Genomic DNA, 12919 nt, shown 5'->3' on the forward strand with positions numbered 1-12919 from the left:
CGCATCAGCGTCGTCCCAGGAAGCAGGCGGCGACGCCGGCGGCGAGGGCGAGCGCCGCGCCGCCCGCCCAGCGCCACATCGCGGGCAGGTCGCGCGTGGTCACCACGGGATCCGGCGGCAGGCCGTACGTCTCCGGCTCGTCGAGCAGGAGGAAGAACGCGCCCGTGCCGCCCACTCCGTTGTCCGGGTTCTCGCCGTACAGCCGGGCCTCGGTCACGCCCTCTGCGTGCAGCCGCTCGACCCGCGCCTCGGCCCGCTCCCGCAACTCGTCCAGCGGCCCGAACTGGATCGACTTCGTCGGGCACGCCTTGGCGCAGGCGGGCTCCATGCCACCGCGCAGCCGGTCGTAGCAGAGCGTGCACTTCCAGGCCCGGCCGTCGTCCTGTCTGCGGTCGATCACACCGTACGGGCAGGCCGGGACGCAGTAGCCGCAGCCGTTACAGACGTCGGACTGGACGACGACGGTGTCGAACTCGGTGCGGAACAACGCGCCGGTGGGGCAGACGTCGAGGCAGGCGGCGTGCGTGCAGTGCTTGCACACGTCCGACATCATCAGCCAGCGGCCGTCCTGCTCGACGAACGCGACGTGCCGCCAGGTGCTCGCGCCGAGTGCGCCGGTGTTGTCGTAGGACGTGGCCCGGAACACGAACCCGTCGTCGGGCACGTCGTTCCACTCCTTGCAGGCCACCTCGCAGGCCTTGCAGCCGATGCAGATGGTCGTGTCGGTGAAGAAGCCCATCCGCTCAGCCATCGCGATACCTCTCGATCAGGTCGAGCAGCGCCCTGCCGCGCGGGCGCCGCCCCGGCAGGACGTCGCAGGTGCCGGCCTTGCTCTCCTGGATGTAGACGTTCGGGTCGAGCACGATCGACGGCAGGTCGTTGACGACGTCCCCGGTGACGACCCCGCCGCTGCTGTATCCCCAGTGGTACGGCATGACGATCTGGTGGACGACCTTGCCGTTCAGGCGCAGCGGGCGCACCCGGCCGGTCACGAGCACCCGCAACTCGATCGCGGTGCGCGTGGTGACGATCGTCGCCCAGCCGCCGTTGTCCAGCCCGATCTCCTCGGCCATCTCCCGCGACACCTCGCAGAACGCCTCCGGCTGGAGCTCCGCGAGGTACGGCAGGGGCCTGCTCATGGCGCCCGTCGTGTGGTGCTCGGTGAGCCGGCTCGTGGTGTAGACGTACGGGAACCGGGGCGACAGCGCGGGGTTGTACGGGTTCTCCGGCCGGTCGACGGTGCGACGGGCGGGGTTGGACTGCTGCCCGTACAACGCGTTGCGCACCGGCGACTCGTGCGGCTCGTAGTGGGTGGGCAGCGGGCCGTCCGACAGTCCGGACGGCACGTAGAGCCAGCCCCTGCCGTCCGACTGCATGATGAACGGGTCGGTGCCGGCCAGCGCGTGCTCGGCCTTGGCCCCCTCGGGCGGCCGGTAGCCGGGCGCCTTGTCCTCCTCGAAGTCCGGCACGTCGGGTCCGGTCCACCTGGTGCCGTCCCAGTAGACGTACTTCTTCCGCTCGCTCCACGGGCGGCCCTGCGGGTCGGCCGAGGCACGGTTGTAGAGGATGCGCCGGTTCGCCGGCCAGGCCCAGCCCCATTCGAGCGCGACCGGTCCCTGCTCGGTGTGCGGCTTGCGCCGGGCCGCCATGTTGACCCCGTCGGCGTACACCCCGCAGTAGATCCAGCAGCCGCAGCTCGTCGAGCCGTCGGGCTTCAGTTCGCGCAGCGACGCCAGCAGGCGGCCGTCGGCGGCCGTGCCGTTGATCTCGCGCAGGACGGCCCCGGCGTCGGGGTCGCGCTGCGCGCCGATCTCCGGGTAGTCCCAGGTCAGCTCCATGACCGGCCGGTCGATCTCGTCGTCGCCGAGCCGCTGCCTGACCCGCTTGCCGAGGTGGTAGTAGAACCACAGGTCGCTGCGGCAGTCGCCCGGCGGATCGAGGGCCTTCTCCCGCCACTGCAGCAGCCGCTGGGTGTTGGTGAAGGTGCCCTCCTTCTCCACGTGGCTCGCGGCCGGCATGAAGAAGACCTCGGTGCCGATCTCCTCGGTCCGCAGCTCGCCCGTCTCGATCTCGGGCGCGTCCTTCCAGAACGTCGCGGTCTCGACCAGCACGAGGTCGCGGACCACCAGCCAGTCGAGGTTGGCCAGGCCCAGCCGCTGCGCCTTGCCGTTGGCCGAGCCGACGGCCGGGTTCTCCCCCACGACGAAGTAGCCCTTGACCGTGCCGTCGATCTGGCCCATGACCGTCGCGTAGTGGCCGTGGTCGCCGGTGAGGCGCGGCAGGTAGTCGAAGCAGTAGTCGTTGGCCTCCGTCGCCGCGTCGCCCCACCACGCCTTGAGCAGGCTGACGACGTACGCCCGCCGGTTGCCCCACCAGCCGGTGTCGGCGCCCTCCCGCTCCAGATAGTGGTCGAGGCCGTCGTGCCGGTGGGCGTGCGGCATCGCGATGTATCCCGGCAGCAGGTTGAACAGCGTCGGGATGTCGGTGGAGCCCTGGATGCTCGCGTGCCCGCGCAGCGCCATGATGCCGCCGCCGGGCCGGCCCATGTTGCCCAGCAGGAGCTGCAGGATCGAGGCGGCCCTGATGTACTGCACGCCGACCGAGTGCTGCGTCCAGCCGACCGAGTACACCCACGCCGTGGTCCGCTCCCGGCCCGAGTTGGCGGTGATCGCCTCGGCCAGCTCGTCGAACTGCTCCCGCGGGATGCCGCACAGCTCCTCGACCATCTCGGGCGTGTAGCGCGAGTAGTGCCGCTTGAGGATCTGGTACACGCACCGCGGGTCGGTCAGCGTCGGATCCTCGGGCGGCGTCGCGCTGGCGCCCGCGCCGCGCGCGCCGTAGGAGTCGGACCCCGCCGCCTCGGCGTGGCGCTTGCCGCCCTCGGTCAGCTCCTCCTCCTCGGGCACGTCGCCCTCGTACGCCCAGGTCGACGGGTCGTACCTGCCGGTCTCCTCGTCGAAGCCGGAGAACAGGCCGTCGAGGTCCTCGGTGTCGCGGAAGTCCCTGTTCACCAGGGTCGCGGCGTTCGTGTACGCGAGGACGTACTCCCGGAAGTCGAGCCCGTTCGACAGCACGTGGTTGATCAGCGCGCCGAGCAGCACGATGTCGGTGCCGGCGCGGATCGCCAGGTACCTGTCCACAGTCGCGCTGGTCCGGCTGAAGCGCGGGTCGATGTGGAAGACCTTCGCGCCGCGCTCGCGCGCCTCCATCACCCACTGGTACCCCACCGGATGGCACTCGGCCATGTTGGAGCCCTGGATGACGATGCAGTCAGCGTTGGCCAGGTCCTGCTGGTACTGGGTCGCGCCCCCACGCCCGAAGCTGGTCCCCAGACCGGGGACGGTGGAGGAGTGTCATATGCGCGCCTGGTTCTCGACCTGGATCGCGCCGAGGGCGGTGTAGAGCTTCTTCATCAGGTAGTTCTCTTCGTTGTCGAGCGTCGCCCCGCCCAGGCCGGCGATGCCCAGAGTCCTCCTGACCTCCTGCCCCTCGTGCGTCTGCTGCCAGGTCTCGCGCCGGGTCCGCACGACCCGGTCGGCGATCATGTCCATCGCGGTCTCGAGGTCGAGCGGCTCCCACTCGGTGCCGTACGGCCTGCGGTAGAGGACCTTCGTCTGGCGGCCGGGGTGGGTGACGAGCTGCTTGCTGGCCGATCCCTTCGGGCAGAGCCGCCCGCGGGAGATCGGCGAGCCGGGGTCGCCCTCGATCTGGGTGACCTTGCCGTCCTTGACGTAGACGAGCTGGCCGCAGCCCACGGCGCAGTACGGGCAGACGGAACGGGCGACGGTCTCGGCGTCCTCGACCCGGGGCCGCAGGGCGTCCGTACGCGCCGAGCGCGCCGCCCGCCCTCTGCCGTCCTCTCCCTTGAGCTGCCGGATCACCGGCCAGCGGGAGAGCCATCCACCACCCACGACGCCTGTCCTGCCCCTGCCGCCGCGCCCTAATCATGGGAATTCGCCGGTTCGGCGAGAGGTGACCGCCCGCAGATAGCCGCGGGCGAGGGCGCGGCGTCCCGACGAACGGTGCAGTTCGCCGAGCAGCCGGCGCGTGGCGGCCTCCCCGCTTCGGTCGCCGAGCTGCCGAAAGATCGCCAGCGAGCTCTCCAGCCTGGCCGAGCCGTGCCGCCAGTCGCCCCTGGCCGCCTGCAGCCCGCCGAGGCCCTGCATCGCGTACGCCGCGCAGTGCCGGTCGCCGAACCCCTCGAATATCGTCAGCGCGCGGCCCTGGGCGCGCATCGCCCTGCCGGTCTCACCCGCGAGGTCGTGCAGGCGGCCCATCTGCAGCGACACGCAGCCCTCCCGGTGGGCGTCGCCGAGCTCCCGCGCCATGCGCAGCGCGCCGCCGAGCCAGTCGGCGGCGCCGGTCAGGTCGCCCGTGCTCAGGCAGGTGCGCCCGAGCGCCTGCCGCGCGTACGCCTCGCCCGACCGGTCCTCCAGCGACACGAACATCCCGAGGGCCCTGCGGAAGTGCCGGGACGCGGCGGCCGGATCGCCCCGGAACTGGCCGACCGCGCCCAGCCCGCAGACCGACACGGCCTCGCCCCTGACGTCCCCGAGCGTACGGAAGATCACCCGGGAGCGGCGGAACATGCCTGCCGCCTGGGCGTACCTGTCCCGGTAGAGGGCCACCTGGCCGAGCCCCCGCAGCATCGCGGCCTCACCCGCCCGGTCTCCGGCGGAGCGGGCCGCCTCCAGGGCGACGTGGTGGGTCTCCTCCCAGACGCCGAGGTGGCAGCGCAGGTCGAAGTACGGCACGAGCGCCGCCGCCAGGCCCCAGGCGGCGCCGGCCAGCCCCGCCTGCGCGGCCAGCCCTGCCTGCGCGGCCAGCCGTACGGCCTCGACGAGGGTTTCGTGCTCGGCGCCGAACCAGGAGACCGGATCGGCGGCCACCCGGCGCAGGGCGTCCTCGGGCAGCCGCCAGCGCCGGGCGGCGGGCGAGGCCAGGCGGAAGACCGTGGTGGGCAACCGGGCCGTGGCGTGTTCGGCGGCGGCCGTCCAGCCCGCCAGCACGCGCGCCAGCGCGGGCATGTCCACCTCCCCCGCCTTGTCCCTGGCGTCGACGCGCAGCAGGTCGGGCAGCCGGTAGCGGGGCTGACCGAGGGGGTCGGTCCCGACCGGGCGCAGCAGGTTCGCGTCGACCAGCACGTCGGTCACGTCGTCGCTGCGGTGCCGGTCGAGCACGGCGTCGACCACCCAGCCGGGCAGCGGCCGGGTGCCGAGCAGGCCGAGCGCGCGGAACGCGCGCGCGGCGTCGTCCGGCAGCAGGCGGTAGCTGCGGTCGAAGGACTCCCGCACCTCCAGGTCGCCGGCGCGCAGCTCGGTCAGCCTGACCGTCTCGTCGTCGAGCCGCCGGCGCAGCACGGCCGGGGACCAGCCGGGGCGGGCCGCCAGCCGGGCCCCGGCCACCCGGATCGCGAGCGGCAGCCGGCCGCAGGCCCGCACGATGGCGGCGGCCTCCTCCGGCTCCCGCCTCAGCCGCTCCGCGCCGACGATGGCCGTCAGCAGCCGCAGCCCCTCGGCCTGCGGCAGGACGTCCAGGTCGATCCGCGCGGCGCCGGGCAGCTCGGTGATGCGGCGCCTGCCGGTCACGACGACGGCACTGGCGCCGCCCGGCAGCAGCGGCCGCACCTGGGCGGCTCCGGCCGCGTCGTCGAGCACGACGAGCATCGGCCGTTCGGCGAGCAACGTGCGGTAGAGCGCGGCGCGCTCGTGGACGGTGGGCGGCAGCGGCTCGGCCGCGCCCAGCGCGCGCAGCGCCTCGGCCAGCAGCTCCCCCGGCCCGGCCGGCGACCCGGCGGCGCCGTCGGGCGGCGCGGTGCCGCCCAGCGACAGGAAGAGCTGGCCGTGGGGGTACGCCTCGCGGACGGCGTGCGCGCACCGCACCGCGAGCGCGGTCTTGCCGACGCCAGGCGGCCCGGTGACGACCGCGACCCCGCCGGGGGCGAGCGCCCGGGACAGCGCCGCGACCTCGGCGGCCCGCCCGGTGAAGTCCACCAAATCGGGCGGCAGCTGACGCGGCACGACGAGGGCTCTGCCGGCCACCGGCGCGGCGGACGGATCCGGCGGGCCGGCGGGCGAACAGGACTCACCGGGAGACCACGCGGCGCCGGGAGAACCCGGAGCGGCCGGAAACGCGGGGGCGGCGAGGAAACCGGGCGGGGCGGGCGGTCGCGGGGGCGGCTCCCCGGCGAGCACGGCCTCGTGGGCCCGGCGCAGCTCGGGCCCCGGCTCGATGCCGAGCTCGTTCACGAGCTGCTCGCGGATCGCCGTGAAGGCGTGCAACGCCTCGCCCTGCCGCCCCGACCAGTGCAGGGCCAGCATGAGCCGGCGCCACAGGTCCTCGCGGAACGGGTGGTCGGCGAGCAGGGCGCGCAGCTCCCCGGCCGCCTCGCCGTACTCCCCGGCCGCCATGCGCAGCTCGACCAGGTCCTCGGCGGCGCGCAGCCGGGCCTGGGCGAGCCGGTCGAGCCGGCGATCCCACAGCGGGCTGCCGGGCAGGTCGGCCAGCGGGACGCCCTGCCACAGCGCGAGCGCCCGCGCCAGCAGTTCCGCCGCCTCGTCCGGCCGCCCCCGCGCCCGGCACTCCCGCGCGGCGGTCACCCGCTCCTCGAACAGCAGCAGGTCGAGCTCCTGCGGCGGCAGCTCGATCGCGTACCCCGCGCCGACGGCCCGGATGCGGGCCGGGGTCCGCCCGAGCTCCGCGCGCAGGGCGCTCGCGTACGTGCGGAGGTTGGCCGCGGTCGAGCGCGGCGGATGGTCCGGCCACAGCACCTCGGCGAGCTCGCCGCCGCCGACCGTGTGGCCGGCGTGGAGGAGGAGGGTGGCCAGGAGCATGCGGGGTTTCGGGCCGCCGAGCCGTGGTGACGCCCCCGGCAGGCGGACCTCCAGCGGACCGAGCACGCTGAACATGGGCTGATCGACTGTCATGACCGCGTTGCTCCTCGAAGGACCGGTTCGCCATGACTCGCCCACCCTTTGTACCGACTCTTGATGATTTTTGTGCGCCGGATTCCGACTCTTTTTGGTCATGAGACTCAAATCGCTTGTCACGGCGGGCCTCGCGGTGGTCCTCGGCCTCGCGTTCGGCGCCGCCACCGCCCCGGCGGCCTCCGCGGCGGGTCCGCGCCCGGACTTCCAGATGCCGTTCCCCTGCGGCCAGGTGTGGACCGGCAACTCGAGCGCCAGCAGCGCGCACCAGTCGTACGAGATCGACTTCAACCGGGGCGGCACGGCCGACGCGGACCTCGGCGACACGGTCGTGGCGGCGGCGGCCGGCACGGTCGTGATCTCGGCCCACCAGGGCTCGGCCAACGGCTTCGGCAACCTCGTGAAGATCGACCACGGCGGTGGGTGGTCCACCTACTACGCCCACCTGCGCGTCCGGTCGGTGAGCCAGGGGGCGCAGGTCTCCCAGGGCCAGAAGATCGGCGAGGTCGGCAACACCAGCAAGCCCGGCAACAACATCGCGCCGCACCTGCACTACGAGGTCCGCACGACCGACACGTCCTACCCCGCCAACATCCAGAAGGCGGTCTTCAACGGGGTCACCTTCGGCTATCCGGCGCAGACCGTGACCTCGCACAACTGCGGCGGCGGCTCGGCCAACCCCTACACCCCGCAGGAGGTCTGCGGCAGCGGCTACTCCGTGATCGACTCGGCCGCCCTCGGCACGGCGGGCACGGTCTACCTGCTCTACAACTCGGGCAACGGCAACAACTGCGTGGTCACGATGAAGAAGACCTCCCTCGGGACCGCCACGGCGACCAGCGCCTACCTGGAGGTCCAGGGCAGGAGCCGGGTGACCGACTCCGGCAACTACGGCTACTACGCCGGACCGGTCCGCGCATCGGCCGCCGACACCTGCGTCAAGTGGGGCGGCAAGGCGGGCTCGTCCAGCTACGACAGCCCCTTCGAGCACTGCGGCTGACCGTCATGACCGAACCCCTGGTCGTCCGCGTGTCCCGGCGTACGGCCCTGACCGCCGCCGGCGTCGTGACGTTCCTGCTGTGCCTGGCCGGGCTCGTCCCGGCCGGGCCGGCCTCGGCCGCCGAAGGTCCGCTCGCCGCCGCCTTCACGCGGGCGGCGGCGGACCACGGCGTCCCCCGCGACCTGCTCGTCGCGCTCGCCTACGCCGAGACCCACCTCGACGGCCACGACGGCCGGCCGAGCGCGAGTGGCGGCTACGGCGTGGCGCACCTGGTCAGCAACCCCACGGCGCACACCCTGGAGGAGGCGGCGCGGCTCACCGGCGCGCCGGTCGCCTCGCTCAGAACCGACGACGCGGCCAACGTCGCGGGCGCGGCGGCCGTGCTGCGCGCCAGGGCCGACGCCCTGGGCCTGGACGCCGCCGCCCGCGCCGACGCCGGACGCTGGTACACCGCCGTCGCGCGGTACGGCGGGGCGAGCACGCCCGAGGTCGCCCGGCTGTACGCGGACGCCGTCTACGACCTGCTGTCGGCCGGGTTCACCGCGCGGACTCCGGCGGGCGAGACGATCACCGTCGCCGCCCGCCCGGTCGCCCCGGACCGGGGAGCCCTCGCGGGCGCCCGCGACCTGGACCGGCCGGAGAACCGCACGCTCGCCGCGGCGGCCGTCGACTACCCCGGCGCGACGTGGGTGGCGGCCAGCGGCGCCAACTACGCGGTGTCGAACCGGCCGGCGAGCGACTCGATCGACCGCATCGTCATCCACGTCACGCAGGGCTCGTACGCCGGGACGATCTCCTGGTTCCAGAATCCCGCCGCCCAGGTGTCGGCGCACTACGTCGTACGGTCCTCCGACGGCGCGGTCACCCAGATGGTGCGGGAGAAGGACCGGGCCTGGCACGCGGGCAACTCCGACTACAACCACCACTCGGTGGGCATCGAGCACGAGGGCTACGTGGACGACGCGTCCTGGTTCACCGACGCGATGTACCGCTCGTCGGCCGCCCTCGTCCGCTCCATCGCCACCCGGTACGGCATCCCCAAGGACCGGTCGCACATCGTGGGGCACAACCAGGTCCCCGGGAGCGACCACACCGATCCCGGGCCGCACTGGGACTGGAACAAGTACATGCAGTACGTCACGGGCGGCGGCGGGACCGGCAACCCGTACACGCCCGAGCAGGTGTGCGGCGCCGGCTACTCGGTGATCGACTCGGCCGCCCTCGGCACGGCGGGCACGGTCTACCTGCTCTACAACTCCGGCGACGGCAACAACTGCGTGGTCACGCTCAAGAAGACGTCACTGGGCACGGCCACGGCGACCAGCGCGTACCTGGAGGTCCAGGGCAGGAGCCGGGTGACCGACTCCGGCGACTACGGCTACTACGCCGGACCGGTACGGGCGGCCGCGGCCGGCAAGTGCGTGAAGTGGGGCGGCAGGGCCGGGTCGTCCGGCTACGACAGCCCCTTCGAGCACTGCGGCTGACCGCTTCCTGCACGTGCCGGGAGCATGTTCTGGGCCCTCGCGCGCCGCACCGCGCGGGGGCCCTCGCACCGGAGCTGGGAGATTTCTGAGAGCTTGGGCTCCGTGGGGTGTAGAGCCCGCAGGACGGGCATTAAGGGCCTGATCCAGCACTCTTCGTGGGCGGCTCATGCCCGCGGGACCCACCCTCACACAGAGGACATCGATGAGCGACCAGCCGCCCGAGTGGGCGAGAAATCTTGAGAAAGCGGCCATCGAGGCGGCCAGAGCCGTCGAACGCGCCGGCCGCGCCCTCAGCAAGGCGATGGAGCAGGCACAGCGCACCGCCAAGGCCCAGGCGGCGATGGCGGCCGCCTACCAGGCGGACCTCGAGGGGCTGGAGAAGGTGCTTCGGGCCCTGCCCGCCGAGCAGGTCAGGGACATCTCGGCGGCCGCGGCGGTGGTGACGGCGACCGCCGACCAGGTGCTCACCCAGACGCCGAAGGACGACCGCTAGGGCGTACGGGCGGCAGGCGTTCTCCGGCCGGCGAGACCGGCGCCGGCTGTCCACAGCCTGTGGACGACCGTACGGCCCTTCGGCCGGCTTCTAGTGTCACTCCCTTGACATCCTCCCCCTCGTGAACGAGGGGGATTCCAACCGTCGCCGGTCGGGCTTCCTGCTTCACCGCCGGTCGCCCCGTCCGAGAGGATTCTCGTTGAGGTCTTACACCGGCTCCACAGGCGTTTCACCTCTCCGCCAGCCCGGCGGCGAGGATGTTCGTGGCGGCGTTGACGTCCCGATCGTGGACCGCGCCGCAGGCGCATCGCCAGGTCCGGACGTTCAGCGGCATCGAATCGGCCAGCACCCCGCAGGCCGAGCACAGCTTGGAGGAGGGGAACCACCGGTCCACAACCAGCAACTCCCGCCCGTACCACTGCGCTTTGTACTCCAGCATGGACCGCAGGTGTCGCCAGGAGGCGTCGGAGATCGCCCGGGCGAGGCAGTGGTTGCGGACCATGGTGCGGACGGTCAGGTCCTCGATCACGACCGTTTGGTTCTCACGGACGAGCCGAGTCGAAAGCTTGTGCAGGAAATCCCGGCGGCGGTCGCTGATCCGCGCGTACACGCGGGCGACCCGCAGCCGGGCCTTGGCCCGGTTGTTCGACCCCTTGACTTTGCGGGACAGCGCCCGCTGCGCCCTGGCCAGGCGCTTGCGGTCGACCCGCTCAAGCCGGGGGATGGCGACCTTGCCGTCCTCGCCGGTCAGACCGTCGATCGGGCGGGACAGGGCGAGCAGGCTGGTGATTCCCGCGTCCACACCCACCGCGTGCTCGATGGGAGCCATGGGCGGGATTTCCTCCTCCACGAGGAGGGACACGAACCACCGCCCGGCCGCATCCCGGGAGACGGTCACCGTGGACGGCTCCGCGCCTTCCGGCAGCGGACGCGACCACACGATGTCCAGCGGGCCGTCCATCTTCGCCAGCCACAGCCGGCCCTCACGCCAGCGGAACGCGCTGCGGGTGTACTCCGCCGACGCCCGCGACTTCTTGCGCGACTTGAACGTGGGATATTTGGCCCGCTGGGCGAAGAAGCTCGCGAACGCCGCCTGCAGATGCCGCAGGGCTTGCTGCAACGGAACGCTGGACACCTCGCCCAGGAACGCCAGCTCCTCCGTACGCTTCCACGCCGTAAGCATGGCCGAGGACTCCACGTAGGAGACGCGGCGACCCTCGTGGGCGTAGGCGCGGGTCCCGCTCCTCCAGAGCCTTGTTGTAGACCAGGCGCACACACCCGAACGTCCGGGCAAGCTCACCGGCCTGCTCGGGAGTCGGATAGAAGCGGTACTTGTAGGCCCGCTTCACGATCCGCGCCATGCCGCACATCATGCCACTCGATCACGGTCAGGACCGCACGTTTGTTCGTACAGCCTGGCGTCGAAACACCTACCCCTGCCCTACTCCGAAGGGAGCCCGATTCCTCCCCCACCTGAAAGCGGGGGTTTCCTCGGACGTTTCTCTCATGAACACGCCAGAAATCGGAGGGATCGCCGGGTGGGCGATGGAGCTCACCGAAAGCCTGGGCGCGCCGGGCGCCGGTGTCGCGATCGCCCTGGAGAACCTGTTCCCGCCGCTGCCCAGCGAGATCATCCTGCCGCTGGCGGGGTTCACCGCGTCGCGCGGGGACATGAGCCTGGTCGCCGCCCTCCTGTGGACGACGGTGGGCTCCGTCGTGGGCGCGCTCGCGCTGTACTGCGTGGGCGCCCTGCTCGGCCGGGAGCGCACGCTGGCCCTCGCGCGGCGCCTGCCGCTGGTCAAGACCGCCGACGTCGAGAAGGCGGAGGCGTGGTTCGACCGGCACGGTGTGAAGGCGGTGTTCTTCGGGCGGATGATCCCGGTTGTCCGCAGCCTGATATCGGTCCCCGCCGGCGTGGAACGCATGCCGATCGGCACCTTCCTCCTGTTCACCACGCTCGGCAGCCTGATCTGGAACACCGTGTTCGTGCTGGCGGGTTACCTGCTCGGCGAGAACTGGCACCTCGTCGAGGAGTACACGGGCATCGTGTCCAAGGTCGTCGTGGCGGCCGTCGTGCTCGTCGTCGTCCGGTTCGTGGCCGTACGGCTGCGAGAACGGCGCGGCCAGCACCGCGACGTCCGCTGACCGGCCGCTACCCGCGCGGGCCGGCGCGCCGGCCGGGCACGAGACCCGGCCGGCGCGTCGCGGATCACCAGGCGGCCCGCGCTAACCCAGATGCCGTGTGAAGAACCGCAGCGAGCTACCGGTCTCGAACTCGGGGATCTCCCCGTGCTTGCCGGGGTTGGCGTGCAGCGTCTTGTCGGCCGATCCCAGAGCGTCGAACAGCGCCAGGCCCCGGGCCCGGGGCACCTGGTCGTCGTCCCACTGGAGCAGGAACCGCACCGGGACGGTGACCCGGGCGGCGGCCTCGGCCAGCCCGTCCACGCCGTGCAGGCCCAGCACCGCCGCGCGGACCCGGGGTTCCGCGGCGACGAAGGGGAGGCCGAGCCCGCAGCCCATCGACACCCCCCAGTAGCCCACGGGGCCGGCGCCGACGACGTCGAGTTCCCGCACCGCGGTCAGGACCGCCTGCCATTCCGGGACGGCCTGGCCGGCCAGGAACGTGTGCATGGCGGCGAGTCGCGGGGCGACGTCCCCACCCGCGACCATGCCGGCCCGCAGCTCGGCCACGACCCGGGCGAACTCCTCGGTTCTCGGCCGATCGCCGTGGCCCGGCGCGTCGACCGCGACGACCGCGAAACCGCCCTCGGTGACGAAGCGGCGCGCGCGGGCCACGATGCCCGGGGCCTTCTTGTGCTGCCCGCCGCCATGGCCCATCAGGATCAGGGGCCGAGCCCCGGCGGCGCCTTCCGGCGTCCACAGCACACCGGGGGTCTCGCCGAGGACGAACAGCTGTTCGGTGACGCCGTCCGACGACGTCTGGGAGATGAAGCGCAAAGCGTTCCACGCCTTTCGGGATGCCTTCTTCGGGCGCTCCCTAGACCATGCGACGGAG

At 72.7% G+C, this 12919-nt stretch carries 8 protein-coding genes and 1 pseudogene; 4 read left to right on the plus strand and 5 right to left on the minus strand.

Translation table 11 applies throughout. The annotated features are described in order from the left end of the window. Nucleotides 1–4: 4 nt before the first annotated feature. From HHX41_RS32155 to HHX41_RS32165, 3 genes are read right to left on the minus strand one after another with little or no spacing between them, the layout of a single operon-like run. Nucleotides 5–751 carry a 4Fe-4S dicluster domain-containing protein gene (locus tag HHX41_RS32155; protein ID WP_182908948.1) on the minus strand — a complete coding sequence of 249 codons (747 nt, stop codon included), beginning with the start codon at nt 749–751 and terminating at the stop codon, nt 5–7. Continuing rightward, nucleotides 744–3911 carry a formate dehydrogenase gene (gene fdh / locus HHX41_RS32160; protein ID WP_182908949.1) on the minus strand — a complete coding sequence of 1056 codons (3168 nt, stop codon included), beginning with the start codon at nt 3909–3911 and terminating at the stop codon, nt 744–746. The genes HHX41_RS32155 and fdh overlap by 8 nt, the downstream gene beginning before the upstream one ends. Before the next feature lie 33 nt (nt 3912–3944). Then, on the minus strand, nt 3945–6926 hold the full coding sequence (locus HHX41_RS32165; protein WP_182908950.1) for an AfsR/SARP family transcriptional regulator: 2982 nt from the start codon (nt 6924–6926) through the stop codon (nt 3945–3947). Nucleotides 6927–7026: 100 nt separating this feature from the next. Between HHX41_RS32165 and HHX41_RS32170 the strand changes: the two genes are divergently transcribed. The 3 genes from HHX41_RS32170 to HHX41_RS32180 all read left to right on the plus strand — a co-directional run bounded on the left by HHX41_RS32170 (nt 7027) and on the right by HHX41_RS32180 (nt 9903). Beyond that, entirely contained in the window at nt 7027–7926 is a 900-nt protein-coding gene (locus HHX41_RS32170) for a M23 family metallopeptidase (RefSeq protein ID WP_182908951.1), read from the plus strand. Nucleotides 7927–7931: 5 nt separating this feature from the next. Continuing rightward, nucleotides 7932–9410: an N-acetylmuramoyl-L-alanine amidase gene (locus HHX41_RS32175; protein ID WP_182908952.1), complete on the plus strand. Its 1479-nt coding sequence runs from the start codon at nt 7932–7934 to the stop codon at nt 9408–9410. Between the two features lie 202 nt (nt 9411–9612). Further along, nucleotides 9613–9903, plus strand: coding sequence for a hypothetical protein (locus HHX41_RS32180; protein WP_169981601.1), 291 nt, complete (start codon nt 9613–9615; stop codon nt 9901–9903). 142 nt (nt 9904–10045) lie between these two features. Here the strand turns inward: HHX41_RS32180 and HHX41_RS32185 are convergent. After that, a pseudogene (locus tag HHX41_RS32185) lies at nt 10046–11264 on the minus strand (RNA-guided endonuclease InsQ/TnpB family protein); the annotation flags it as partial. 145 nt (nt 11265–11409) lie between these two features. On the opposite strand from HHX41_RS32185, the gene HHX41_RS32190 reads away from it, so the two are divergent. Next, nucleotides 11410–12048, plus strand: coding sequence for a DedA family protein (locus HHX41_RS32190; protein WP_182908953.1), 639 nt, complete (start codon nt 11410–11412; stop codon nt 12046–12048). 81 nt (nt 12049–12129) lie between these two features. Here the strand turns inward: HHX41_RS32190 and HHX41_RS32195 are convergent, their stop codons facing one another. After that, the gene (locus HHX41_RS32195) at nt 12130–12861 is read right to left on the minus strand and encodes a dienelactone hydrolase family protein (RefSeq protein WP_182908954.1); all 732 of its coding nucleotides are present in this window, start codon (nt 12859–12861) and stop codon (nt 12130–12132) included. Between the last annotated feature and the right edge of the window lie 58 nt (nt 12862–12919).

Origin of the sequence: Microbispora sp. H13382 (genome assembly GCF_014161445.1) — a bacterium.
Lineage (GTDB): Bacteria > Actinomycetota > Actinomycetes > Streptosporangiales > Streptosporangiaceae > Microbispora.

Coding starts and splice junctions, on each gene's coding strand:
- HHX41_RS32170 (WP_182908951.1), top strand. CDS start 7,027: ATGAGACTCAAATCGCTTGTCACGGCGGGCCTCGCGGTGGTCCTCGGC.
- HHX41_RS32190 (WP_182908953.1), top strand. CDS start 11,410: ATGAACACGCCAGAAATCGGAGGGATCGCCGGGTGGGCGATGGAGCTC.
- HHX41_RS32165 (WP_182908950.1), bottom strand. CDS start 6,926: ATGACAGTCGATCAGCCCATGTTCAGCGTGCTCGGTCCGCTGGAGGTC.
- HHX41_RS32175 (WP_182908952.1), top strand. CDS start 7,932: ATGACCGAACCCCTGGTCGTCCGCGTGTCCCGGCGTACGGCCCTGACC.
- HHX41_RS32155 (WP_182908948.1), bottom strand. CDS start 751: ATGGCTGAGCGGATGGGCTTCTTCACCGACACGACCATCTGCATCGGC.
- HHX41_RS32180 (WP_169981601.1), top strand. CDS start 9,613: ATGAGCGACCAGCCGCCCGAGTGGGCGAGAAATCTTGAGAAAGCGGCC.